This window comes from Saccharothrix texasensis, from assembly GCF_003752005.1.
GTDB lineage: Bacteria > Actinomycetota > Actinomycetes > Mycobacteriales > Pseudonocardiaceae > Actinosynnema > Actinosynnema texasense.
In genome coordinates this window covers 4061541-4085127 of record NZ_RJKM01000001.1, presented here as the reverse complement: position 1 = coordinate 4085127, position 23587 = coordinate 4061541, and the positions used below count along the sequence as shown (strand labels likewise).

The following is a 23587-nucleotide window of genomic DNA, read 5'->3' as shown; positions in this document are numbered from 1 at the left end:
CGAACCTCACCCCCGGATCGAGTGACAACGTGAAGTGATTTCGGGCGTTAGACCCACCATCGGTGGTCGCAATTGGGCGATTCGAGTGGCCGTTGTCCCTCTTTACGGTCAGCAACTCTTAATACGACGGAAGGGACGCCGATAGGGGCATTTGCTCGACCAGACGTTTTCGAGGAGGGAGCTTCATGCGTGTGCCACTGACGCGTCAGGCCTCGGCGGCCGGACTGGTCGCCGTCGCGGCGCTGGTCCTCGGAGCCGCACCGGCCTCGGCGGCTCCGGGGGACGCCTCGGCCCACGGCGCGCGGCTCGACCTGGCGCTGTCGGGCCGCGGCGCGGTGTCGGCCGGCCCGTTCGCCGCCGCCACCGCGGACGGCCCCACCTCCACCACGTCGGCGAGCGTGGACGTGCCGGGCGTCCTGAAGACCGGCGCGGTCGACGCGTCCGCGTCGCGCGACGACAAGACGGGCGCCGTCGGCTCCCGGGCGAGCACCGCCGACGTCCGGCTCGACCTGCTCTCGACCGTGGTCGGCGGCCTGTCCGCCGACCTGGTCGAAGCCGAGTGCGCGGCCACCCAGAAGGGCCTGACGGGCCGGGCCGGGTTCGTCGGGCTCGACCTCGAACGGCTCGGCGAAGCCGGGGTCGGCGTCGGCGTCGACCCCGCGCCGAACACCGCCCTCGACGTCGACCTCCGCGGCGTGGACGTCGCCCGGGTCGTGGTCAACGAGCAGCTCCGCAACGCCGACGGCAGCCTCACCGTCAACGCCGTGCACGTGACCCTGCTCGGCGACGCGCCCGGCTCGGTCGGCGCCGGTGACCTGGTGCTGTCCTCGGCCACCTGCGGTCCGGCCGGTCTGCCGATCCCGATGGCGTCCGGCGCCGGCCGGTGGCTCGGGCTCGGCCTGCTGGCCCTGTTCGGCGTGCCCGTCGGCGCTTCGGCGCTGCGCCGCCGGCACGACCTCGCGGCGGGCTGAGCCGTGCGCGAGACCCCCGGCGGCGGCGACGCGGCCGGCACGGGAACCGGCTCGTCGGCGACCGCCGACGAGTAGCGCGCGTGCGCCCCGGCCACGCGCCCACCCCCAGTCGCGCGGCCGGGGCGCCGCACCCACCGGGAACCTCGACGGGCGAGCACCCCTGGCGCCACCCGAACCGCAGTGAAGGGAGCAAGGTGAAGGAAGTCGTGCTGCTCGCGGGCACCCGACCCGAGGCGGTGAAGATCGCGCCGGTGGCGCTGGCGCTCGGCGACCACCCGGTGCTCCGGCCCGTCATCGTCCACAGCGGACCGCACATCGGCCTGGTCGAGCAGGCGCTGAGCGCGTTCGGCCTGCACGTGGACGTCAGGCTGGACGTGCCGCGGACCACCGGGTACCGGACCGGGCCGCGGGCCCGCCTGGTCGCGGGGTTCGACCGGCTGCTGAGCGGGCGCGACCCGGCCGTCGTCCTCGTGCCGGGCGGCACGGGGACCGCGCTGGCCGGCGCGCTCGCCGCGTTCTGGCGCGGCATCCCGGTCGCCCACCTCGACGCCGGCCCGCGCGGTGGCGACCTCGTGGGGCCGTCCCCCGGAGAGGGCGCTTGGCAGCTGATCGCCCGGATCGCCGCCCTGCACCTCGCGCCGACCGACGAGGACGCCGCCGCGCTCGTCCGCGAGGGCCTGGCCGACCGCCGGATCGTGGTCACCGGCAGCACCGGGGTCGACGCCGTGCAGCGGATGGCCGCCGCCGACCTGCCCGCCCGCGACCCCGACCTCGCGGCGCTGGAACGCGTGCTCGACGAGCGCGCCGAACGCCTGGTGCTGGTCACCGTGCACCGGCGCGAGTCGTGGGGCCGGCCGTTGACGCGCGTGCTGCACGCCGTGCGGGCCGTCGCCGACCGGCACCCCGATGTGCGCGTGCTGCTGCCCGCCCACCCGGACCCGCGGGTGCGCGCGGCGGCACGGGCCGTGCTCGGCGGGCACGAGCGGATCGTGGTGACCGGGCCGCTGGACTACGCGGACCTGGTGCGCGCGTTGCGCCGGTCCGCGCTGGTGCTCACCGACTCCGGCGGCATCCAGGAGGAGGCGCCCACGTTCGGCGTGCCGGTGCTGGTGCTGCGCGACACGACCGAGCGGGTGTCCGCGGTGGAGGCCGGCGGCGCGTGGCTGGTCGGCACCGACCCGATCCGGATCCTGGCCGAGGCGGGCTGGGTGCTCGGCGCGCGGCTGCGGCTGCCGCGCGGGCGCAACCCGTTCGGCGACGGCCGCGCGGCGTTCCGGGTGCTTGATGCGTTGGAGCGACTCGTGGGCCTGCCGGGTGATTTCTCCAACGCGCCGCTGCCGGTGCGCATCCCGTGCTGAGCACGTCCCGACGGTCATCACTCGATCAGGTAAGGATTTTTCCTCTGACGGGTGATGTGCGCGCTAGATCATCGGGTCGTGTCCGCGAGGGTTCGATATTCCTCTCGTCCGTGAATAGCAGAAGGGCGACACGATGAAGCAGATCGGAGCGCGCCGGGTCGGAGCCGTGACCGCGGCGCTGGTACTCGGCCTGGTCACGGCCGCGCCGCCGGCGTCGGCGGCCAACCCGGCGGGGGTGGCGTCCGTCGGCTCCGCCGAGTTCACCAAGGCGGGCACGCGGGTCACCGTCGCGCCGCTGGCGCCGTGCGCGGTCGACGGCACCACGTCCAACTCGTCCGAGGCGGTGAGCCGCGCGGGCGTCCGGTTCGGCGCGGGCACGTCGTCGTGCACCACCGCGGTGGTGGACCCGGACAACGGCACGACCACGACCACGTCCGAGGCGGTCGGTTCCGACTTCGAGCTGTCGGCGCTGGTGTCGGCGGGCGGGCCGAGGCTGCGGGTGGCCAGGTGGAAGATCACCTGCCTGGGCGGCGAGTCCGGCACCAACGCGGGGTGGGCGGCGGACGGCCTCCAGGGCTTCACCGGGCTGCCCGAGCAGATCGCGCCGAACCACGTGCACGAGGTGAAGGCGGGCGACGGCACGGTGCTGGCCACCGCGACGTTCGGCGAGACGACCGTCCCGAGCCCGAACGACGGCAGCATCGCGATGGCCATGCTGCACCTGCGGTTCACCGAGGCGTCCGCCATCACCGGCGACGTCGTCCTCGGCGCGACCGCCTGCGCCCCGACGCCGTGACCTGAGCGTTCGGGCGCCCCTCGCGACCGGGGGCGCCCGAACCGGGGCTCACCCCACGCGCGGCGTGCCCGTCAGCGTCACGCCGGACTCGCCCAGCCGGGTCAACGCGCTGTCCACCGTCGCCTGCGACACGCCCGCCGTGAGGTCCAGCAGCACGGTGACCGCGAACCCGGCGTCCGCCGCGTCCATCGCCGTCGCGCGCACGCAGTGGTCGGTGGCGACCCCGACCACGTCCACCTGCTCGACGCCGCGCGCCCGCAGCCAGTCCACCAGCCGCTCACCCGTGCGGGACTCGCCCTCGAACCCCGAGTACGCCGCCGCGTACGCGCCCTTCGAGAACACCTCCTCCACGGCCGTCACGTCCAGCTCCGGGTGGAACGCCGCGCCGGCCGTCCCCGCCACGCAGTGCACCGGCCACGAGTCCACGAAGTCCGGCGTCTCGCTGAAGTGCGCGCCGGGATCGACGTGGTAGTCGCGCGTCGCCACCACGTGGTCGTAGGACGAGGAGGCGACGTGCGCCGAGACCGCCGCCGCCACGGCCGCCCCACCGGGCACGGCCAGGGAGCCGCCCTCGCAGAAGTCGATCTGCACGTCGACCACGATCAGCGCCTTGCTCATCTGCGCCCCCTACAGGAACGTCGTCGGGATCGCGGGCTCGCCGCGGGACAGCTTCAGACCTTCCCACGGCACGGTCACGAGGGCAGCGCGCAGCCGTTCCCGGCTCTCCGCCAACGTGTCCAGGCCGTCCACCCGGCGACCGCCGCGGACCAGCGGCACGGCGAGCAGCCGGTCGTGCGCTTCCGCGGCCGGCTCGGCGTCGTGCGGGAACACGACCTCCTCCAGCGCCGTCCCGGTCTTCTTGTGCCGCCGCAGCGCGCTCTTGCGCCCGCCGCGCGACTCCTTGTGCGAGCTGCGCTTGGCCACCGGCCGCCCGGCCACCTCGACCAGCTTGTAGACCATGCCCGCGGTCGGCGCGCCGGACCCCGTGACCAGGGACGTGCCCACGCCGTAGGCGTCCACCGGCTCCGCGCGCAGCATCGCGATGGCGTACTCGTCCAGGTCGCCCGACACCACGATGCGGGTGTTGCGCGCGCCCAGGGAGTCCAGCTGGTCACGCGCCTGCCGCGCCAGCACGCCCAGGTCGCCCGAGTCGATCCGCACCGCGCCCAGCTCCGGCCCCGCCACCTCGACGGCGGTCTTGATGCCGTTGGTGATGTCGTAGGTGTCCACCAGGAGCGTCGTGTCCACGCCCAACGCCTCGACCTGCGCCCGGAACGCCTCCTCCTCGCTGTCGTGCAGCAGGGTGAACGCGTGCGCGCACGTGCCGGCGGTCGGGATGCCGTGCCGGCGGGCCGCCTCCAGGTTCGACGTCGCGGTGAACCCGGCCAGGTACGCGGCGCGGGCCGCCGCCACGGCCGCCTCCTCGTGCGTGCGGCGCGACCCCATCTCGATCATCCGCCGGCCGTTGGCCGCGCCCACCATCCGCGCCGCCGCCGAGGCGATGGCGCTGTCGTGGTTGAGGATCGACAGCGCCAGGGTCTCCAGCACCACGCCGACGCCGAACGGCGCCCGCACGGACAGGATCGGCGAGCCCGGGAAGTACAGCTCGCCCTCCGGGTAGCCGTCCACGTCCCCGGTGAACGAGTAGTCCGCCAGCCACGACAGGGTGGCCGCGTCGACCACGTCCGTGCGTTCCAGCAGCTCGAGGTCACGATCGGTGAACGTGAACTCGGTGATCGCGTCCAGCAGCCTCCCGGTGCCCGCGACCACCCCGTACCGCCTGCCCTCCGGCAGCCGCCGGGCGAAGACCTCGAAGACGCACGGTCGGTCGGCGGTGCCGTCGCGCAGCGCCGCGGCGAGCATCGTCAACTCGTAGTGGTCGGTGAACAGCGACGTCGACATGCGGGGAAGCCTAAGCGGTCGGCCAGGGTGCCCCTGAGGGCTCCACCGCGAAGCGGAACATGACACCATTGGCGGTATGACCACGCCCGTCGAGCATGAGCGGACGCAGGTTGACCCGGCCGGCGAGGAGGTCCGCAGCGAGGACCGCCCTTGGCAGACCCTGGTCTGGAACGACCCGGTGAACCTGATGTCCTACGTGACGTACGTGTTCCAGAAGCTGTTCGGCTACAGCCGTGACCACGCGACCAAGCTGATGCTGGACGTGCACCACAAGGGCAGGGCGATCGTGTCGTCGGGGACCAAGGACAAGGTGGAGGCCGACGTGGCCAAGCTGCACGCGGCCGGGCTCTGGGCGACCATGCAGCGTTCGTCGTGAAGAAGTGGACACGCACCGGCGACGAGGTGCTCGGCCGGTTCGACCGGCAGGAAGCCGCCGTGGTGCGCGGCCTGGTGAGCCAGATCCAGGACATGCTGATGGCACGCGCCGAAGAGGCGCCGCAGGACGAGCTGGCGGAGCTGACCGGCATCCGCACCGGCCCGTCCACGCCGCCGGACGACCCGATCCTGGGGCGGCTGCTGCCCGACTTCCACCGGCTCGACCCCGACGCGCCCGATCCGGCCGAGGTCGACTCGGCCAACGCGCTGCGGTCGCTGCACGAGCCCGAGCTGCTGGACCTGAAGACCGGCGTGGCGGCGGTGGTGCTGCGGACGTGCCCGCCCGACGGCGGTGAGGTGCGGCTGGCGCTGGACCAGGCCGAGGCGTGGCTGTCGGCGTTGAACGACGTGCGGCTGGCGCTGGGCACGGCGCTGGACGTGCAGGAGGACATGCCGGACGAGCTGCCGCCGGACGACCCGCGGTCGCCGCACCTGGGCGTGTACCACTGGCTGACGTGGGTGCAGGAGACGCTGATCGAAGCGGTCATGGCCTGATGCTGGTCGGGCGCGCGCCGGGGGTGGCGGTGCTGCTGGCGCCCGCCGGCGCGGTGGCCGGGGTCGACGTCCGGGGCGCGCCGGTCGGCACGCGCGAGCTGGACCTGCTCGACCCGTCGACGTTGGTGCGGCGGGTGCACGCCGTGGTGCTGGGCGGGCCCGCGGCGGTCGACGGGGTGGTGCGGTGGCTGGCCGGGCGCGGCCACGGCTTCCCTGTCGGGCCGCGGCCGTTCGAGGTGGTCCCGATCGTGCCCGCCGCCGAGGCCTTGGGCCTGCCCGCGGCCGACGGTCACGCGGTCTGCGAGTCGGCCGTGCCCCTGGACGTGCCCGCGCTGGCCCTCGTCGGCGGCACGGCGGTCGGCCTCGTGGTGGTGGACGCCGACCTGGAGCCGGCGGAATGCCGAAGGGTCGCGATGACCGCGCACGACGCCTTCGCCCGCGCCGGCGTGACCGTGCCCGCCACCGTCTTCGCGGTCGCCACCGGTGCCCCGACCGGCGCCCCGCTCAACGACCTCTGCACCGCCGCCACCACCGCCCTCGAACGCGCCGTCGCCACGTCCTGAACGTGCGACTCGCCTGTTCGGAACGCACGACACGTGCCGCCCGAACGCAGGACTCTCGCGAGAGTCCAACGCCCGAACCGCGAGAGTCCAACGTCCGGGCGCCCCGAATTCAACGCTCGGACGTGTGCGTGAGCGGTGGCGGGTGGGTACCCGGACGGCATGGCGGCTGTGCAGAGGGCGTTGAAGTGGGTGCGGACCAGTCCGGCGGTGGGCAAGGCGGCCGGGGCGTTGGCGGAGGCGGTGCCCGCCACGCTGCGCCGGCGCGAGGTGACCGGGGTGCTGCGCGCGCGAGCGATGGGCCGGCCGGTGCACCCGGCGGTCGTGGCGCTGCCCATCGGGCTGTACGCGGCGTCGGCGGCGCTCGACCTGATGCCCGGCGCGAGCAAGGCGGCCCGGGCGTTCATCGGGGCCGGGCTGGCGGTCGCGCCCGCCGCGCTGGCCACGGAGCTGACCGAGTACGGCACGCTGCCCGACAACCAGCGGCGTGCGGCGTTCGTGCAGCTCACGGCCAACGCGGCCGCGACCGTGTGCTACCTCACGTCCTTCCGGCTCCGCGGTCACGGGTTCGGCCTGCTGGCCAGGGGCGCCTCGGCGCTGGGGCTGGCGGCGCTGGGCGCGGGCGGCCTGCTGGGCGTGCACCCGACCGACCCGAAGGTCCAGCGAGCGGTCTTCGAGAGCACCCGCGAACCGGCGTAGTGCGAGTTCTCACACGGCGGGACACCTTCCCCCACCACGTAGGATGGTGACGTGCTGGTGATTCGCCGTGACCTCGTGGACGCGATGGTGGCGCATGCCCGTCGCGACCACCCGGACGAGGCATGCGGGATCATCGCGGGCCCGGAGGGCTCCGACCGCCCGGAGCGGTTCGTCGCGATGGACAACGCCGAGCGCTCGCCGACGTTCTACCGCTTCGACTCGATGGAGCAGCTGCGCGTCCACCGCGAGATGAGCGCCAACGACGAGGAGACCATCGTCGTCTACCACTCGCACACCGCGACGGAGGCGTACCCGTCCCGCACGGACGTCTCCTACGCGAGCGAGCCCCAGGCGCACTACGTGCTCATCTCCACCCGTGACCCGGAGCAGCACGAGCTGCGCTCCTACCGGATCTTGGACGGCGTGGTGACCGAAGAGCCGGTCGAGGTCGTGGAGTCGTACATGTTCGCCCACACCGGCGCCGACGACACGCCCGACTGTCCCTGAGCCCTCCAGGTGCGCCCGCGCACCACTCGTGGCACCACCTTCACCAAACCCGGCTCCTCGGAGGTACCAGCATGGCCGTCACCGTCTCCATCCCCACGATCCTGCGCACCCACACCGGTGGGCAGAAGTCCGTCGAGGCCGCGGGCGCGACGCTCGCGGAGGTCATCGACGACCTGGAGACCAACCACGGTGGCCTGAAGCAGCGCCTGGTCAAGGAAGGCGCGCTCCACCGGTTCGTCAACGTCTACGTCAACGACGAGGACGTGCGGTTCGCGGGCGGCCTCGGCGCCGAGGTCAAGGACGGCGACACCGTGACGATCCTCCCGGCCGTCGCGGGCGGCTGACCCACACCAGAAGGACTCACCCCGGAGGAAGCGATCGTGGCCCGGTACGAGTCACTGCTCGACGCGGTCGGCGGCACGCCCCTGGTGGGCCTGCCCCGGCTGTCGCCGTCGAACGACGTGCGGCTGTGGGCGAAGCTGGAGGACCGCAACCCGACCGGCTCGATCAAGGACCGGCCGGTCCTGATGATGATCGAGGAGGCCGAGCGGTCCGGGGTGCTCACGCCGGGCTGCACGATCCTCGAACCGACGTCGGGCAACACCGGCATCGCCCTCGCCATGGCCGCCAAGCTCAAGGGCTACGGCCTGGTGTGCGTGATGCCGGAGAACACCTCCACCGAGCGCAAGCAGCTGCTCCAGGCCTACGGTGCGCGGATCGTGTTCTCGCCGGCGGCGGGCGGCTCGAACCAGGCCGTGGCGACGGCCAAAGAACTGGCGCGGCAGAACCCCGAGTGGGTGATGCTCTACCAGTACGGCAACCCGGCGAACCCCGGCGCGCACTACCACGGCACCGGGCCGGAGATCCTCAAGGACCTGCCGACGATCACGCACTTCGTCGCGGGCCTGGGCACCACGGGCACGCTGGTCGGCGTCGGCCGGTACCTGCGCGAGCACAAGCCGGACGTGCAGGTCATCGCCGCCGAGCCGCGCTACGGCGAGCTGGTGTACGGCCTGCGCAACCTCGACGAGGGCTTCGTGCCCGAGCTGTACGACGCCGAGGTGCTGACCGGCCGCTACTCGGTCGGCTCGTACGACGCGCTGCGCCGCACCCGGCAGCTGCTCGAGGTGGAGGGCATCTTCGCGGGCATCTCGACCGGCGCGATCCTGCACGCGGCGCTGGCCGCGGCGGAGAAGGCGGCGGCGCGCGGCGAGTCGGCGGACGTGGCGTTCGTGGTCGCGGACGCGGGGTGGAAGTATCTGTCCACCGGCGCGTACGCGGGCACGTTGGACGAGGCCGCGGAACGGCTGGACGGCCACCTCTGGGCCTGAGGCCAGAGAGCCGGAGAAGGGCCCCGCGGGCATGTGCGGGGCCCTTCTCACCTCAGCCGATCGTGCACGCGACGCCGTTGAGCGTGAACGAGGTCGGCTTGTCCGTGTTGCCGCTGTGGGTGGCCTGGAACCCGATGCCGACCGACGCGGACGGGGTGAGCGCGGCGTTGTAGGACGCGTTGCGCGCCGTGACCGCGCCGCTGGTGGGCGAGTAGGTGGCGTTCCACCCGCTGCTGATGGTCTGCCCGCCGGGCAGGGTGAACGCGAGCTGCCAGCCGTTGATGGCGCTGGTGGACGTGTTGGCGATGGTGATGCTCGCGGTCAAGCCGGTGTTCCAGCTGTTGACGGTGTAGGTGACCCGGCAGCCGCCGGTCGGCGGGTTGCTCGTGGTCGTCGTGGTGGTGGTGCTGGTCGTGGTCGTGGTGCTGGTGGTCGTGCTCGTCGACGTGGTGGTGGACGTGGACGTGGTGGTGTCGCCGGGCTTGTCCAACCCGAAGAACTGGATGGCGCGCAACGCCATGCCCGCGCCCATCAGGTTGTGGCCGGTGCCCTGCATGGAGATCGCCTCGACCTTGTCGCCGTAGCGGGTGCGCGTCCACCCGGACTGCGGGCTGTCGCTGGACGTCGGCGTGGTGGACAGGCCGTGCACGTTGGTCCACTGGTCGATCGTCTCGCCGAAGTTCGGGTACCGCAGCGTGTCGTCCGCGGTGCCGTGCCAGATCTGCACGCGCGGCCGGGCGCCGCTGTAGCCGGGGTGCATGCCGCGGGCGAGGTTGCCCCACTCCTGCGGCGTGCGCAGCACCTGGCCGTTGGCGCAGGCGCTGTTCCAGCCGGAGCCGTCGGTGGTGGCGAAGCAGCCCGCCGGCACGCCCGCGAACGCCGCGCCGGCGGCGAACACGTCCGGGTAGTCGGCCAGCATGACGTTCGTGGTCATCGCGCCGGACGAGACACCGGTGACGAACACGCGGCTCGTGTCGCCGTTGTAGCGCTGGAGCACGTACCGGACCATCGACATCAGGCCGACCGGGTCGCTGCCGCCGTCACGCCGCAGCGCCTGCGCGCTCGACACGTCGAAGCACTGCCCGCTCCGGGTCGCCGACGGGTAGATCACGATGAAGCCGTACTGGTCGGCCAGCCGGGCGAAGTCCGTGCCCGAGTAGAACGCCGGGCCGGTGCCCGTGCAGTAGTGCACGGCCAGCAGCACGCCCGGCCTGGCCTGGGTGCGGTCCGGCACGTACAGGTGCATGCGCAGGTTGCTGGGGTTGACGCCGAAGCCGGTGACCTCGGTGAGCGTGGCGGCCGACGCCTGCGGCGCGGCGACGAGGGCCAGCACGAAGGCCGCGGCGGCGGCCAGGGACGTCACGATCGCGCCGAGGACCTTCACGGGGCCACCACCCGTCCGGTGTTGTCGATGCGGCCGGGGCAGAGGTTCTTGGCCGCCAGGCCCTGCACGATGCGCGGCACGGCGTTGACCGTGTTCTGGTAGCTCGCGTGCATGAGCACGATGCCGCCGGCGTTCGCGCCGGTCGCCGCGCGCACGATGGCGTCGGTGGACGCGCCGTTCCAGTCCTGCGAGTCGACCGACCAGATCACCTGGGTCAGGCCGAGCTTGCGCGCCTCGGTCTGCACGGTCGCGTTCGTCGCGCCGTAGGGCGGGCGGAACAGCGTCGGCGCCTGGCCGGTGGCGTTGCGGATCGCGTTCTGGGTGTCGCCGAGCTCCTTGGCCACGGCGGCGGCGCTCAGGTTCGTCAGGTACGGGTGCGACCACGAGTGGTTGCCGACCCACATGCCGGCCTGCACGACCTCGCGGGTCAGCTGCGGCTGCTGCTGCACGCGTGAACCGAGGTCGAAGAACGTGGCGCGGGCGCCCGCCGAGCGCAGCGCGCTCACCAGCGGGCGGGTGAACTGGGCGTTCGGCCCGTCGTCGTAGGTCAGCGCGACGTACCCGTTGCAGGCGAGCGCCACCGGTCCGGTTTCCCGGGCGGGCGCGGCGCCGGCGGTGGTCGCGGACAGCAGTGGCGCGGCCAGCAGCAGCACCACGGCCAGAAGGGTCCTCATGACCATTCCCTCCTCCTTGAGGATCACGGCGTGAGTTGTCGTCACTATGTGTCGCCGAGCGGTCGCGGACAACGAGTTTCGTGAAAGTTGCGAGTCTCAAATGGTGCGGTGAGCTGCGGCAACGCCCGGTGCACCCGTTTGGTGGCGTCGGTTGTGCCCGAAAACTTTCGGTCAGTCGCGCCGCCGTCGGCCGTAATCCGCTGCGCGACCGCGCGCAATAATTTGCAAAACGAGGTCCGGTCATCCGCACCCGTCATCCGGATGAATTGCAGTGTTACCGGATGCGCTTCGGCAACCCGCAGCCCCAGATGGTCCCGGACAGGCTCCCGACCTCGGTTGATGCATTCGAGTGAACCCTGCGCGCGAGCCGAATTGAATAGCCGGCGCGGACCGCGTTCCCGCATTTTCGCCGACGTCGGTCCTGCTATCGTTTCGCCATGCAATTGACGGTGCTCGGGTGTTCGGGCAGTGCGCCGGGGCCCGATCTGCCGACCTCCGGGTACCTGGTGGAGGCGGGCGGCGTGCGGATCGTGATGGAGCTGGGCAGCGGGGTGTTCGCCCCGCTCACCCGGCTCTGCGACCCGTTCGACCTCGACGCCGTGCTGCTGTCGCACCTGCACCTCGACCACTGCGCCGACTTCGGCTCGCTCACCGTCTACCGGCGCGACCACCCGGCGCCGCCCTACGACGTCCGCGAACGCCGGTTGCCGGTGTTCGCCCCCTCGCACGCGCCGTCCCGCCTGGCCAACGCGCACGCCGCCGACCGGGCCGCGCTGGCGACCACGGACCTGACCGACACGTTCGACTTCGTCCCGCTCGCGCCCGGCCGGTACGCGGTCGGACCCGTGGAGGTCGAAGTGGCCGCCATGCGGCACATCTGCGAGGCCTACGGGTTCCGCATCTCCTACGGCGGCGTGTCGCTGGTGTTCTCCGGCGACACCGTGCCGTGCCCGGAGCTGGTGCGGCTGGCCACCGGCGCCGACCTGCTGCTGGCCGACTCGGCGTGGCGCGAGCAGGCGGGCCGCGCGAACTACCTGCACATGAGCGGGCAGGAGGCGGGCGAGGTCGCCAAGGCCGCCGGCGTCGGCCGCCTGGTGCTGACCCACGTCCTGCCGTGGTCGGACCGCGACGGCGTCCTGGACGACGCCGCCGACGCCTTCCCCGGCCCGGTCTCGCTCGCCACCCCCGGCGCCACCTACACGCTCTAGCCGCGCGCTGTGGTGGGGGTGCGCCCTAACCCGCGAACGCGGTCGACGGCAGGCCCTCGCCGATGCCCGGCAGCACCAGGACCGACCCGGCCAACTCGCTCAACGCGTCCCCGCTCAACCCGACGCGCGCGGTCGTCACGTACAGGTCGGTGAAGTCCGCGCCGCCGAAGGCGCACGCCGTCGGCTGCCCCACCGGCAGCTCGACCTCCCGGTCCAGCGCGCCGTCCGGCGTGTACCGGTGCAACGCCGCGCCGCCCCACAGCGCGACCCAGATCGCGCCGGACGCGTCCACGGTGAGGCCGTCGGGCAGCCCGCGCGACACCTCGGCCAGCGGTCGGCGGTTCGTCGCCTCACCGGTCTCGCGGTCGTAGTCGAGGACGTCGACCCGCCGCTCGGCCGAGTCGATGTAGTACATGAGCGTGCCGTCGGGGCTCCAGCCGATGCCGTTGCTGACGCCCAGCTTGTCCAGCACGACCTTCGCGTCGCCGCTGGGCTCCACGCGGGCCAGCCAGCCGCCCGGGTCCTCGTCGTACCGCATCGTGCCCGCCCACAGCCGGCCCGCCGGGTCGACCGCGGCGTCGTTGCCCCGCACGCCGTCGCGCGCCCAGTAGACGAGCCAGGTCTTGACGCCGTCCCGGTCGATCAGCGCCACGCCGTCACGCAGGTTCAGCACCAGGCCGCCGCGGGTCCGGGGCTTCGCCGCGCCGACGTGCTGCGGCACTTCGAGGACGGCGTCGTCGTCGCGCGCCGGGCTGTACCGGTGCACCTCGCTGCCGAGCACGTCCACCCAGAGCAGCGTTCCGCTGGCGTGGTCCCACGTGGGGCCCTCACCCAGTTCCGCTTCGGCCCGCACCGCCACTTCGATCGACACCGGGACAGCCTACGGTCACGCCCCGACCCCACACGGGTGAAGACGGAGAAGTCACGGCCCGACCGAAGTCACCCGGGATCGCGGTCTCCGCGCGTAGCCTGGTGAGGTGGATCCCACCGGCCCGTACCCGCCGCCGACGCCCGAGCCGGTGGTCGCCGCGCCCAAGCCCGCCAAGCAGGCCAAGCCGTTGGCCAAGCGCGTCGTGCCGCCGAGGCCCGTGCTGTCGGCCGCGGTGGTGCTCGGCTTCGTCGGCCTGCTCTACGTCGTCGAGGCGATCGACACGGTGCTCGGCGGCCGGCTCGACGACGACGGCGTGATCCCGCGTGACTTCAGCCAGTGGGACAACATCCTGTGGTACCCGCTGCTGCACGGCGACTGGACCCACCTGACCGGCAACGCGGTGCCGCTGCTCGTGCTCGGCTACCTGGCGACCTCGGCCGGGATCAAGCAGTTCTTCCAGGTCACCGCGGTCATCTGGTTGACCAGCGGTCTCGGCGTGTGGCTCTTCGGCTCCTACGGCAGCCACATCGGCGCGTCCGGCCTCGTGTTCGGCTTCCTGGTGTTCCTGCTGGTGCGCGGCATCTTCGCGCGCAGCGCGCTGCAGATCGCGCTGGCCGTGGTGGTCTTCGCGATCTACGGCGCGGCGTTGTGGGGCGTGCTGCCGGGCCGGCCGGGCATCTCCTGGGAAGGCCACCTGTTCGGCGCGCTCGGCGGCGTCCTCGCGGCGTGGGGCGTCGCCCGGGATGCCAGGAAGGGCGCGCGGGCTACGCTCGACGCGTGAGCGTCACCGCCGATTCGCCCATCGCGATCTTCGACTCCGGCGTCGGCGGGCTGACCGTCGCGCGGGCGGTCATGGACCAGCTGCCGGCCGAGCGCATCCGCTACGTGGGCGACACGGTCAACTGCCCGTACGGTCCGCTGCCGATCGCGCAGGCGCGCCGGTACGCCCTCGCAGTGATGGACCGCTTGGTCGCCGACGGCGCGAAGCTGCTGGTCATCGCCTGCAACACGGCGTCCGCCGCCTGCCTGCGCGACGCGCGCGAGCGGTACGACATCCCGGTGATCGAGGTCGTGCTGCCCGCCGTGCGCCGCGCCGTCGCCACCACCCGCACGGGCCGGGTCGGCGTCATCGGCACGGTGGGCACGGTCGCGTCCGGCGCGTACCAGGACGCGTTCGCCGCGGCCCGGGACATCGAGGTCACGGCCGTCGCGTGCCCCAGGTTCGTGGACTTCGTGGAACGCGGCACCACCTCCGGCCGCCAGGTGCTCGGCATGGCGCAGGCCTACCTGGAACCGTTGCAGCGGGCGGAGGTCGACACGCTCGTCCTCGGCTGCACCCACTACCCGCTGCTCACCGGTGTGTTGCAGATCGTGATGGGTGACGGCGTGACGCTCGTCTCCAGCGCCGAGGAAACGGTGAAGGACGTCGTGCGGGTGCTCACCGAGCGCGACTTGTTCCGCTCCGGCGACCCCGACCAGCGGTTCAGCTGCACCGGCCCGGTCGAGCCGTTCACCAGGCTGGCCCGCCGATTCCTGCCCGGGTTGGAAAAGGCGACCTTCCAAGCCCACGGTTGACCTTCCAAGGCCACCGTTGACCTGGCACGCTCCACGGGTGCTGTTGACCATCCTCGGCTGCTCGGGCAGCCTGCCGGGCCCCCACGGACCCGCATCCGGCTACCTCGTCGAGGCGGATGGCTGCCGACTCGCGATCGAACTGGGCAGCGGAGTCCTGGCGTCGCTGCAGTCGCGTCACGACGTGTTCTCGTTGGACGCGCTGCTCTTCTCCCACCTGCATCCGGACCACTGCGCCGACTTCACCACCCTCGCCGTCATCCGCCGCTACCACACCCACCCGCCGCACGACACGCGCGAACACCGGCTGCCCGTGCACGGGCCGACCGGGACCGCGGACCGGTTCGCCCGCGCCTACGCGGAGACAGCCGACGAACTGCTCACCACGGACCTCGGCGACGTGTTCGAGTTCCGCACGTTCACCGACCGCGCGGTGACCCGCATCGGGCCGTTCGAGATCACCGCCGTCCGGGTGGACCACCCGACCGAGACCTACGGCCTCCGCATCGCCACCAAGACGGCGACGTTGGCCTACACCGGCGACACCGGGCCGTGCGAGGCGTTGAGCGACTTGGCGCGTGACGTGGACGTGCTGCTGTCCGAGGCGACGTGGACCCACTCCGACGACCGGCCACCCGGCACGCACCTGTCGGGCGTGCAGGCGGGGGAGCTGGCGACGCGGGCCGGCGCCGGGCGGCTGCTGCTCACGCACATCGCGCCGTGGACCGACCGGGACGCCGTGCTGGCCGAGGCGCGCAGCCGCTTCACCGGACCGGTCGACGTGGTCAACCAGGGCGACACCTACGCGGTTGACCGGTCGGAGGTGCGGGTAATCGGCGGCCATGGCAACTGATGTCGTCGAGCTGATCCTGGCCGACCACCGCAAGTTCGAAGAGCTGTTCCGCGCGCTGCGCGACCGGAACACCGACCGTTCGACGGTCCTGGGCGAGCTGGCCGCGCTGCTCGTGGCGCACGCCGAGGCCGAGGAGTCCGAGGTGTACCCGGCGCTCAAGCGGTACAAGGAGGTCGACAACGAAGAGGTCGACCACGGTGCCGAGGAGCACGCCGAGGGCCACCAGGCGTTGTTGGCGTTGATGCAGGTCGAGGACACCAGCTCCGACGAGTGGGAGAGCAAGCTGGAGGAGCTGGTCGAGGCGCTCAACCACCACGTGGACGAGGAGGAGCGGACGATCCTCAACGACGCGCGGGAAGAGGTGTCCGACGACCGGCGCGACGAGCTGGGCCGGTTGTTCGTGGAGATCCGGCAGAGCCGGTTGGACGACGACTGCGGTGACATCGAGTACGTGCGCAAGATCGCGGCAGCCACGAAGGACCGGATCGACTAACGTCGGTGGCGTGTCGAACGTCGAGGTGCGTCGGGTGGGTCAGCACGACTTCGTGGCCACGAACGACCGTGGCGCGTCGGTCCGCGTCGGCCGCAAGGGGGCCGAGGGGGCGTTCACGCCGGTGGAGCTGCTGCTCGCGGCGGCGGCGGGCTGTGCGGCGGTGACGGCGGAGACGCTGGTGACCCGCCGCGTGGAGGGCGACCTGGTGGCCCGCGCGGACGACGTGCGCTCACCGGACGGCCACTCGCTGGCCAGCGTCCCGGTCGCGTTGGACTACGACATCTCCGGCTTGGACGACGCCCAGCGCGCCGCCCTGGAGACCGCCGTCCTGCGCGCGATCGACCAGCTGTGCACCGTCACCCGCACCTTGAAGTCCGCCCCACCAACCCCTCTCACCCTCCCCACCTAACCCCGCGCGCGAGAGAGTCGTACCTTCACGCCGCGAGAGTCCAACGTTGACAGCGCGAGAGTCCTACGTTCGGAGCACCTGAATTCAACACTCGACAGACCGGGCGGTCGGTCCGAGCGTTGAATTCAGGGTCCGTGAACGTAGGACTCTCGGCGCGTGAACGTACGACTCTCGCGGGGTCAGAGGGTTTGGACGAAGTCGTAGACGGCGGTCGAGCCGCTGTGGCCGATGCGGACGGTCTGGATCGTGGCGGCGGCGCCGGCGGCGACGACCAGGACGGCGACCACGACGGCGATCCGGCGCCACGTCTTCGGCACGGCCGAGTCCTCGACGGCGGCGGCGCGCTCGCGGTCGGCCAGCCTGCCCGAGACGAGCAGCGCCACGACCACCACCCCGAAGCCCAGCGCGAACGGCAGCAGGTCGTTGCCCAGGTCGGCGTGCCGCTGGATCAGCGGGTTGCCCAGCGCGGCCATCTTCGCGTACAGCTGCTCGCCCGCCCACTGCGCCAACGGCACCGAGCCGACGGCCAGCAGCGTCACGCCCAGCAGCGGCCACGCGTACCGCTGCCGCCACCGCGGCACGACGGCCAGCGCGGCGGCGCCCGCGGCGGCCAGCGGGAGCAGCACCACCACCGCGTGGACCAGCAGCGGGTGCGCGGGGAGATCGAAGATCGTCACCAGGTCGTCTGCGCGTGCCATGTCTCTCCCTACGCCGGTGGGTCGCCCCCGGGTTCAGCGACATAGGGTAGTGCCGTGCTGAGGACCGATGGCAGGAACGACGACGTACTGCGCGACATCCGGATCACCCGCGGCTTCCAGCAGTGGCCCGCCGGGTCGGTGCTGATCGAGTTCGGCAACACGCGGGTGCTGTGCGCGGCCAGCGTGACCGAGGGCGTGCCGCGGTGGCGGTCCGGCTCGGGTCTCGGCTGGGTGACCGCCGAGTACGCGATGCTGCCCTCCGCCACGCACACCCGCAGTGACCGCGAGTCGGTGAAGGGTCGGATCGGCGGCCGCACCCACGAGATCAGCCGCCTGATCGGGCGATCTCTGCGGGCGTGCATCGACCTGGCCGCGCTCGGCGAGAACACGATCGTGATCGACTGCGACGTGATCCAGGCCGACGGCGGCACCCGGACCGCCGCCATCACCGGCGCGTACGTGGCCCTGGCCGACGCCGTCACCTACCTGGGCGCCGCCGGTCGCCTGGCCGACCCCCAGCCGCTCTCGTGCGCCGTGTCGGCGGTGTCGGTCGGCGTGGTGGACGGCCGGGTGCGCCTGGACCTGCCGTACGAGGAGGACTCGCGCGCCGAGGTCGACATGAACGTCGTCGCCACGGACGCCGGCACGTTGATCGAGGTCCAGGGCACCGGCGAGGGTGCGACGTTCGCCCGGTCGACGTTGGACAAGATGCTCGACCTGGCCCTGGCCGGCTGCGCCGAGCTCAACCGCATCCAGGCGGAGGCGCTGGCCCTGCCGTACCCCGGCGTCCTGCCCGAGCCGAAGGCGAAGAAGAAGTGAAGCTGCTCCTGGCCTCGCGGAACAAGAAGAAGCTCGGCGAGCTGCGCCGCATCCTGCTGGCCGAGGGGCTGGCGGGGATCGAGGTCGTCGGCCTGGACGACGTGCCGGAGTTCCCGGAGGCCCCGGAGACCGATCCGACCTTCGAGGGCAACGCCCTGGCCAAGGCCCGTGACGCGTTCAACGCCACCGGCCTGCCGTCCGTCGCGGACGACTCGGGCATCGCGATCGACGCGCTCAACGGGATGCCGGGTGTCCTGTCGGCACGGTGGTCCGGCCGGCACGGCGACGACCAGGCGAACCTGGACCTGGTCCTCGGTCAACTGCGCGACGTCCCGGACGAGCGCAGGGGAGCGGCTTTCGTCTGCACGGCGGCGTTCGTGGCGGGCCCCGAGGCGGAGACCGTGGTGCGCGGCGAGTGGCGCGGCGCGATCACCCGCGAGCCGGCCGGCGAGAACGGCTTCGGCTACGACCCGATCTTCCGCCCGGAGGGCCACGAGGTCACCTCGGCCGAGCTGACGCCGGAGCAGAAGGACGAGATCTCCCACCGGGGTCGCGCCCTGCGCCTCCTGCTCCCGCACCTGCGCGAGCTGGCCCGGTCGTAACCGACCGCCCCGGGCCGACCACCCCGGGCCGACCACATCGGACCGAGCACATCGGACCGAGCACGCCGGGCCGCCACCTCGGACAGGTGGCGTCGCCCGGCGTTTCAGTGGTGCGGATGATCAGGCGGGCAGTTCGCGCAGCAGCTTGGCCACGTGGCCGGTCGCGCGGACGTTGTACATGGCCTTCTTGATCTTCCCCTCGGGGTCGACCAGGAACGTCGAGCGGATCACGCCCATGACGGTCTTGCCGTAGTTCTGCTTCTCCCCGAACGCGGCCCACTCGGTCAGCACCTTGCGGTCGACGTCGGACAGCAGCGGGAAGTTCAGCCCCTCCGCGGCGGCGAACTTGGCCAGCTTCTCCGGCTTGTCCGGCGAGATGCCCACGACCTCGTACCCGGACGACGCGAGGTCGCCGATGCTGTCGCGGAAGTCGCACGCCTGCTTGGTGCACCCCGGCGTGCCCGCGGCCGGGTAGAAGTAGACGACCACGGAACGGCCGGCGTAGTCGGAAAGCGAGACGGGCTTGCCCTCGCTGTCGGGCAGCGTGAACGCCGGGGCCTGGTCGCCCGGGGACAGGCGCTTCTGCTCGGTCATGGCCCGAGACGCTACAAGGTCAGGCGACGCCCTCGAACGTCGCGCTCGGGTCCTGGTTGGCGCCGTTCGGCTCGACCACGAGCCGCAACCGCACCGGGTCCGCGGGCACGGCGAACGCCACCGTCAGCACGGTCTCCGCGCCGGCCGCCACCTCGTTGACCGCCGCACCGACGCCGTTGAGCCCCTGCACGGAGTCGCGCACCTCGGCCACCGGCTGGCCGTCGACCGTCGCGCGCAGGGACAGCTGGCTGGTGCGGTAGGCGGTCTTGGTGCCGTTGACCACGGTCAACGTGAACACGGCGGTGCGCGGCGACTGCGGGAACGACGTGTCGCTCGGTCTCAGCGACGTGGGCGGGGACACGGTGACCGCCATGCCGTTGGCCCACACGCGCTGCGTGCCGAACGTCGTGGCCGAGGCGGAGGACAGCTCTTCACCGCGTTGCTCGGCCACCGCGGACGGACCGGGGGGCGTGGAAATGTCGGAGGGGTCCGCACATCCCGCCAGTGCCAGGCCCAGGCACACGCCTGCGGCCAGTTTGGCGAACTTCACGAACCTCCCCTTCCCGCCCCGGCGGTGGGCTTGACTGCGACTGCCACCACCATGACGGTGTCGGGGGGTGCTCGGTGACCGAACCGGGGCCTTGATTCGCACCTGGTGCATGCCTGTGGCCAAGCCGTGATGACGCACGGCTGCCCGCGTGGGCGGCGCCACACCTGGCGGCGACCACGCGGGTCGGCGGCGGCCGAGCTGTCGGACCCGTGGGCCCGGAAGTTGGGGAGCGCGTCGGGGGGCGTGCGCGCTCCACTACGATCATCGCGCGCGGTGGCCGAACCGCTACACCTATACTTCGGTCTTCACCCGTTCGGACGAACCCTGAACGGTCGAACGTCCCGCGAGTTCCGCCAGTAGTTCGTAAGACCTCAGGCGGGCCGACTGCTCGGCGACCATCGTCGTCACCATCAGCTCATCCGCTCGGGTGTCCTCCAGCAGGCGTTCGAGCTGCGCCTCTACCGTCTTCGGCGAGCCGATGATCTGCGACGCGATCCGGTCCTCGTAGATCAGCCGCTCGACGTCGGTGTACGGGTAGTCGGCGGCCTCCTGGTCGGTGGCCAGCGGACCGGGCCGCCCGCTGCGCAGCTTCACCCACGCGAGCGCGCCGGGACCGGCGATCCGGCGGGCCTGCTCGTCGGTGTCCGCCACCACGACCGAGGCGCAGACCAGCGCGTACGGCTTCGCGAGCCGCTCGGAGGGCCGGAACCGCTCGCGGTAGAGGGCCAGCGCGGGCAGCGTGTTCTCCGCGCTGAAGTGGTGCGCGAACGCGAACGGCAGCCCGAGCAGGCCCGCGACCTGCGCGCTGTAGCCGCTCGACCCGAGCAGGAACACGTCCGGCTTGTTGCCCTCGGCGGGCATCGCGTTGAGCTCTTCGGTGCCGTCGAAGTAGCCGGTCAGCTCGCTGAGCTGCTGCGGGAAGTCGTCCACCGACAGCGGGCCGGTGGTGCGGCGCAACGCCTGCGCGGTGCGCTGGTCGGTGCCGGGCGCGCGGCCGATGCCCAGGTCGATGCGGCCGGGGTGCAGGGCGGACAGCGTGCCGAACTGCTCGGCCACGACCAGCGGCGGGTGGTTGGGCAGCATCACGCCGCCGGAGCCGACCCGCAGCGTGGTGGTGGCGTCGGCGACGTGGCCGATCAGGATCGCGGGGGAGGAGCTGGCGATGCCGGGCATGTTGTGGTGCTCGGCCAGCCAGAACCGGGTGAAGCCGAACCGCTCGACGTGCTGGGCGAGCTCGCGCGTCTGCTGGAGCGCCGTGCGCGCGTTCGTCGCCGTCGTGACGGTGGCGAGGTCGAGCGCGGACAAGGGCACGTCACGAAGTCGGCTCATGACATCGACCAACGCCGAAGCCCCCGAATGCCTTCCAGATGTGACGGTAACGACACCGGGAAGTGACCGGCCTGCCGCCGGCGTTGACCAAGACATGGACGTGGTGGTGATCGGTGCAGGTCAGGCGGGGTTGTCGGCGGCCTACTTCCTCCGGCGCGCGAACCTCGACCACGTCGTGCTGGACGCGGACGCCGGTCCGGGCGGCGCGTGGCGGCACCGCTGGCCGACGCTGCGGATGGCGACCGTGCACGGCATCCACGACCTGCCGGGCATGCCGTTCGCCGAGCCGGACCCCACCGCGCCCGCCAACGAGGTGCTGCCCGCCTACTTCGCCGACTTCGAACGCCGCAACGGCATCGAGGTGCGGCGGCCGGTGCGCGTGCACGCCGTGCGCGACCACGGCGGCCTGCTGCGCGTCGAGACCGACCGCGGTGTCTGGGAGGCCGAGGCGCTGGTCAACGCCACCGGCACGTGGACCCGCCCGTTCTGGCCCCGCTACCCCGGCCAGGAGCTGTTCGCGGGCAGGCAGCTGCACTCCTCGCAGTACCGGGGTCCGGCGGAGTTCGCCGGGCAGCACGTGGTCGTGGTCGGCGGCGGCACGTCGGCCGTGCAGCAGTTGCTGGAGATCGACCGGCACGCCGACCGCACCACCTGGGCGACGAGGCGTGAGCCGGAGTTCTTCGACGAGCCGTTCACGCCGGAGCTCGGCCGCGCCGTGGTCGCGAAGGTGGAGGACCGCGTCCGCCGGGGCCTGCCGCCCCGCAGCGTGGTCGGCGTGACCGGCCTGAACCTCACCCCGGCCGTCCGCGACGCCCTCGCGACCGGCGTGCTGGCCCGGCGGCCGGTGTTCGACCGGATCACCGAGGACGGCGTGGTCTGGCCGGACGGCACGCACGAGCGGGTCGACGCGATCCTGTGGGCGACCGGGTTCCGCGCCGCCCTCGACCACCTCGCCCCGCTGCGCCTGCGCGGACCCGGCGGCGGCATCCGGCTCGACGGCACGAAGGTCGTCGCGGACCCGCGCGTGCACCTCGTCGGCTACGGCCCGTCGGCCAGCACGGTCGGCGCCACCCGGGCGGGCCGTGCGGCGGCGAAGGAGATCAAGGCGTCGCTGTCCCGCCGACAGGCCGCTTGACCAGCCGCGACACCTTCTGCCCCAGCAGGTTGGCCCCGACGCCCAGCTTGTAGCGCAGCAGGTCCAACCGGCCCACGTCGCGCCGCGCCAGGAACTCCCGGGTGGCCGCCGCGTCGAAGAACCACGGGAACAGCGACGACGGGTCGTTGAACCCCTCCCACAGCTGCTCGCCGATGTCCTCCCGGCGTGACGCGGCGAGCATCACGGCCTTCTGCTCGTCGTTGAGCGGCTCGAGCAGCCCGTTGGAGAAGTCGCTGGCGTAGCACCCGCGCTCCCACCACACGTCGAACCTCTCGGTCAGCCACGACGCGGTGAACGGGCCGCCGTGCGCGGTCAGCTCCTCGGCGAAGAACCGGGCCATCCGGGTGGCGTTGTTCGCGCCCTGGCCGGCCAGCGGGTCGTTGAGCACGACGGCGTCGCCGAGGCCGAGCACGTGCCGCCCGGACGGCAGCACGGCGACCGGTTTGCGCACCACCGGCACGACCTGGCCCTTGATCCAGGTCACCGGGCTGGTCGCGCGCGCGGGCCGCAGGAACGCCGACTCGTGCGGGAACAGGTCGTCCACCACGGTCTTGAGCACGGCCAGGCCCTCGTCGGCCGAGGTCACGTCGCCGAACAGGTCGGCGCGGCCACCCGGCGCCGCCTCGACCACGATGCTGCGCGACTCGCCGACGTCCTTGTCGTAGAACGGGATCCAGAAGATCTCCAGCGTGCCCGGCAGGAACGAGAACACGCCTTCCCGGTGCTCGGGCCGGGCGGCCAGGTCGTAGCCGTGGATGTTGACCATGAACAGGCTGCGCTGCGGCTCCGAGTGCACCGACCGGGCCGGGTCGCGCTCGAACAGGCCGGTCAGCGACTTGTGCCCGGCCGTGACGACCACCAGGTCGTGCGACGCGGCCAGCCGGTCCAGGTCGTCGACGCCGACCGTGCCGATCACCACCGCCACGCCGCGCGACTCCAGCTCCTCGAGGCCGGTGGAGAACTTCAACCGCTGGTCGACGGCCAGCGCGGGCTTGCGCAGCGGCGCGTCGACCGAGAACGCGAGCGAGCGGTCGTCCGTGAACAGGTCCAGGTGGATGCGGCGCATCCGGGACGCCTCGGGCCAGAAGTCCAGGCCCAGCTCGGCCTCGTACTCGACCTGGTCGCCGAACAGGCAGGCGGTCGGCCGGCCGCGGTCACCGAGGTGGTCCTCCGCCGTCCGATCGGAGTAGAGCGTGACCCGCCAACCGGCGCGCGAGAGCGCCGCAGATAACACCAGACCCGCTTGACCTGCGCCGATGACCGCGATTGTGCTCACGCTACAGATCCTTGGCAGGGATGCGGGAAGCGCCAATAGCACGAT

At 72.5% G+C, this 23587-nt stretch carries 29 protein-coding genes; 19 read left to right on the top strand and 10 right to left on the bottom strand.

Features of this window, described 5'->3' with window-relative positions; all coding sequences use genetic code 11:
* Window positions 1-185: 185 nt before the first annotated feature.
* From EDD40_RS17150 to EDD40_RS17140, 3 genes are all read left to right on the top strand, one after another.
* The gene (locus EDD40_RS17150) at window positions 186-971 is read left to right on the top strand and encodes a choice-of-anchor protein CoaP (protein WP_123743814.1); all 786 of its coding nucleotides are present in this window, start codon (window positions 186-188) and stop codon (window positions 969-971) included.
* A 194-nt stretch (window positions 972-1165) separates the two neighbouring features.
* Window positions 1166-2329 carry a non-hydrolyzing UDP-N-acetylglucosamine 2-epimerase gene (wecB, locus tag EDD40_RS17145; protein WP_123743813.1) on the top strand — a complete coding sequence of 388 codons (1164 nt, stop codon included), beginning with the start codon at window positions 1166-1168 and terminating at the stop codon, window positions 2327-2329.
* 133 nt (window positions 2330-2462) lie between these two features.
* Complete coding sequence (locus EDD40_RS17140) at window positions 2463-3125, top strand: hypothetical protein (RefSeq protein WP_123743812.1); 663 nt, start codon at window positions 2463-2465, stop codon at window positions 3123-3125.
* 48 nt (window positions 3126-3173) lie between these two features.
* Here the strand turns inward: EDD40_RS17140 and EDD40_RS17135 are convergent, their stop codons facing one another.
* Both EDD40_RS17135 and EDD40_RS17130 read right to left on the bottom strand, forming a co-directional pair.
* Window positions 3174-3743, bottom strand: a complete 570-nt coding sequence (locus tag EDD40_RS17135; protein ID WP_123743811.1) for an isochorismatase family protein — start codon at window positions 3741-3743, stop codon at window positions 3174-3176.
* Window positions 3744-3752: 9 nt separating this feature from the next.
* Entirely contained in the window at window positions 3753-5027 is a 1275-nt protein-coding gene (locus tag EDD40_RS17130; RefSeq protein WP_123743810.1) for a nicotinate phosphoribosyltransferase, read from the bottom strand.
* 76 nt (window positions 5028-5103) lie between these two features.
* On the opposite strand from EDD40_RS17130, the gene clpS reads away from it, so the two are divergent.
* The 7 genes from clpS to EDD40_RS17095 all read left to right on the top strand — a co-directional run bounded on the left by clpS (window position 5104) and on the right by EDD40_RS17095 (window position 9054).
* Window positions 5104-5403 (top strand): ATP-dependent Clp protease adapter ClpS, encoded by a 300-nt coding sequence (gene clpS, locus EDD40_RS17125; protein ID WP_123743809.1) that lies wholly within the window; start codon window positions 5104-5106, stop codon window positions 5401-5403.
* Window positions 5400-5957 carry a DUF2017 domain-containing protein gene (locus tag EDD40_RS17120; protein WP_201438780.1) on the top strand — a complete coding sequence of 186 codons (558 nt, stop codon included), beginning with the start codon at window positions 5400-5402 and terminating at the stop codon, window positions 5955-5957. The genes clpS and EDD40_RS17120 overlap by 4 nt, the downstream gene beginning before the upstream one ends.
* Window positions 5957-6520 (top strand): P1 family peptidase, encoded by a 564-nt coding sequence (locus EDD40_RS17115; RefSeq protein WP_170185117.1) that lies wholly within the window; start codon window positions 5957-5959, stop codon window positions 6518-6520. Before EDD40_RS17120 ends, EDD40_RS17115 begins: the two co-directional genes overlap by 1 nt.
* A 159-nt stretch (window positions 6521-6679) precedes the next feature.
* On the top strand, window positions 6680-7216 hold the full coding sequence (locus EDD40_RS17110) for a DUF2231 domain-containing protein (RefSeq protein ID WP_148088827.1): 537 nt from the start codon (window positions 6680-6682) through the stop codon (window positions 7214-7216).
* Between the two features lie 51 nt (window positions 7217-7267).
* Window positions 7268-7723, top strand: coding sequence for a M67 family metallopeptidase (locus tag EDD40_RS17105; protein ID WP_123743806.1), 456 nt, complete (start codon window positions 7268-7270; stop codon window positions 7721-7723).
* Between the two features lie 71 nt (window positions 7724-7794).
* Window positions 7795-8067: a MoaD/ThiS family protein gene (locus tag EDD40_RS17100; RefSeq protein WP_123743805.1), complete on the top strand. Its 273-nt coding sequence runs from the start codon at window positions 7795-7797 to the stop codon at window positions 8065-8067.
* Between the two features lie 36 nt (window positions 8068-8103).
* Window positions 8104-9054, top strand: coding sequence for a PLP-dependent cysteine synthase family protein (locus EDD40_RS17095; RefSeq protein WP_123743804.1), 951 nt, complete (start codon window positions 8104-8106; stop codon window positions 9052-9054).
* A 52-nt stretch (window positions 9055-9106) separates the two neighbouring features.
* Here EDD40_RS17095 and EDD40_RS42645 read toward each other — a convergent pair whose 3' ends face one another.
* Complete coding sequence (locus tag EDD40_RS42645; protein WP_246037704.1) at window positions 9107-10438, bottom strand: extracellular catalytic domain type 1 short-chain-length polyhydroxyalkanoate depolymerase; 1332 nt, start codon at window positions 10436-10438, stop codon at window positions 9107-9109.
* A complete protein-coding gene (locus tag EDD40_RS42640; protein ID WP_236594710.1) occupies window positions 10435-11112 on the bottom strand; it encodes a polysaccharide deacetylase family protein in 678 nt (225 codons plus the stop codon). The genes EDD40_RS42645 and EDD40_RS42640 overlap by 4 nt, the downstream gene beginning before the upstream one ends.
* A gap of 437 nt (window positions 11113-11549) precedes the next feature.
* Here EDD40_RS42640 and EDD40_RS17085 point away from each other — a divergent pair, with 437 nt between their 5' ends.
* Window positions 11550-12320 (top strand): MBL fold metallo-hydrolase, encoded by a 771-nt coding sequence (locus EDD40_RS17085; protein ID WP_123743803.1) that lies wholly within the window; start codon window positions 11550-11552, stop codon window positions 12318-12320.
* A 25-nt stretch (window positions 12321-12345) separates the two neighbouring features.
* Here the strand turns inward: EDD40_RS17085 and EDD40_RS17080 are convergent, their stop codons facing one another.
* The gene (locus tag EDD40_RS17080; protein ID WP_123743802.1) at window positions 12346-13191 is read right to left on the bottom strand and encodes an SMP-30/gluconolactonase/LRE family protein; all 846 of its coding nucleotides are present in this window, start codon (window positions 13189-13191) and stop codon (window positions 12346-12348) included.
* A 106-nt stretch (window positions 13192-13297) separates the two neighbouring features.
* Between EDD40_RS17080 and EDD40_RS17075 the strand changes: the two genes are divergently transcribed.
* Genes EDD40_RS17075 through EDD40_RS17055 form a run of 5 tightly spaced genes read left to right on the top strand, consistent with a single transcriptional unit; the run spans window position 13298 to window position 16518 of the window.
* Window positions 13298-13972, top strand: a complete 675-nt coding sequence (locus EDD40_RS17075; protein ID WP_211348191.1) for a rhomboid family intramembrane serine protease — start codon at window positions 13298-13300, stop codon at window positions 13970-13972.
* Complete coding sequence (gene murI, locus EDD40_RS17070; protein WP_123743801.1) at window positions 13969-14766, top strand: glutamate racemase; 798 nt, start codon at window positions 13969-13971, stop codon at window positions 14764-14766. Before EDD40_RS17075 ends, murI begins: the two co-directional genes overlap by 4 nt.
* Window positions 14767-14803: 37 nt before the next feature.
* A complete protein-coding gene (locus EDD40_RS17065) occupies window positions 14804-15616 on the top strand; it encodes an MBL fold metallo-hydrolase (RefSeq protein WP_123743800.1) in 813 nt (270 codons plus the stop codon).
* A complete protein-coding gene (locus tag EDD40_RS17060) occupies window positions 15606-16109 on the top strand; it encodes a hemerythrin domain-containing protein (protein ID WP_123743799.1) in 504 nt (167 codons plus the stop codon). Before EDD40_RS17065 ends, EDD40_RS17060 begins: the two co-directional genes overlap by 11 nt.
* 10 nt (window positions 16110-16119) lie before the next feature.
* Complete coding sequence (locus EDD40_RS17055) at window positions 16120-16518, top strand: OsmC family protein (protein WP_236594711.1); 399 nt, start codon at window positions 16120-16122, stop codon at window positions 16516-16518.
* Window positions 16519-16697: 179 nt separating this feature from the next.
* On the opposite strand, the gene EDD40_RS17050 is transcribed toward EDD40_RS17055, so the two are convergent.
* Window positions 16698-17216, bottom strand: a complete 519-nt coding sequence (locus tag EDD40_RS17050) for a DUF2231 domain-containing protein (protein WP_123743798.1) — start codon at window positions 17214-17216, stop codon at window positions 16698-16700.
* A 54-nt stretch (window positions 17217-17270) separates the two neighbouring features.
* Between EDD40_RS17050 and rph the strand changes: the two genes are divergently transcribed.
* Together rph and rdgB are read left to right on the top strand one after the other, a co-directional pair.
* Window positions 17271-18035: a ribonuclease PH gene (gene rph / locus EDD40_RS17045; protein WP_123743797.1), complete on the top strand. Its 765-nt coding sequence runs from the start codon at window positions 17271-17273 to the stop codon at window positions 18033-18035.
* Window positions 18032-18637: an RdgB/HAM1 family non-canonical purine NTP pyrophosphatase gene (rdgB, locus tag EDD40_RS17040; RefSeq protein WP_123743796.1), complete on the top strand. Its 606-nt coding sequence runs from the start codon at window positions 18032-18034 to the stop codon at window positions 18635-18637. Before rph ends, rdgB begins: the two co-directional genes overlap by 4 nt.
* Before the next feature lie 120 nt (window positions 18638-18757).
* On the opposite strand, the gene bcp is transcribed toward rdgB, so the two are convergent.
* The 3 genes from bcp to EDD40_RS17025 form a co-directional block, all read right to left on the bottom strand.
* Entirely contained in the window at window positions 18758-19231 is a 474-nt protein-coding gene (gene bcp / locus EDD40_RS17035) for a thioredoxin-dependent thiol peroxidase (protein WP_123743795.1), read from the bottom strand.
* A gap of 19 nt (window positions 19232-19250) precedes the next feature.
* The gene (locus EDD40_RS17030; RefSeq protein WP_123743794.1) at window positions 19251-19781 is read right to left on the bottom strand and encodes a hypothetical protein; all 531 of its coding nucleotides are present in this window, start codon (window positions 19779-19781) and stop codon (window positions 19251-19253) included.
* A 291-nt stretch (window positions 19782-20072) separates the two neighbouring features.
* Window positions 20073-21110 (bottom strand): LLM class flavin-dependent oxidoreductase, encoded by a 1038-nt coding sequence (locus tag EDD40_RS17025; RefSeq protein ID WP_123743793.1) that lies wholly within the window; start codon window positions 21108-21110, stop codon window positions 20073-20075.
* 94 nt (window positions 21111-21204) lie between these two features.
* Between EDD40_RS17025 and EDD40_RS17020 the strand changes: the two genes are divergently transcribed.
* On the top strand, window positions 21205-22245 hold the full coding sequence (locus tag EDD40_RS17020) for an FAD-dependent oxidoreductase (protein WP_123743792.1): 1041 nt from the start codon (window positions 21205-21207) through the stop codon (window positions 22243-22245).
* On the opposite strand, the gene EDD40_RS17015 is transcribed toward EDD40_RS17020, so the two are convergent.
* Window positions 22211-23542, bottom strand: a complete 1332-nt coding sequence (locus EDD40_RS17015; RefSeq protein WP_148088826.1) for a styrene monooxygenase/indole monooxygenase family protein — start codon at window positions 23540-23542, stop codon at window positions 22211-22213. The two genes, EDD40_RS17020 and EDD40_RS17015, sit on opposite strands and share 35 nt — an antisense overlap.
* Between the last annotated feature and the right edge of the window lie 45 nt (window positions 23543-23587).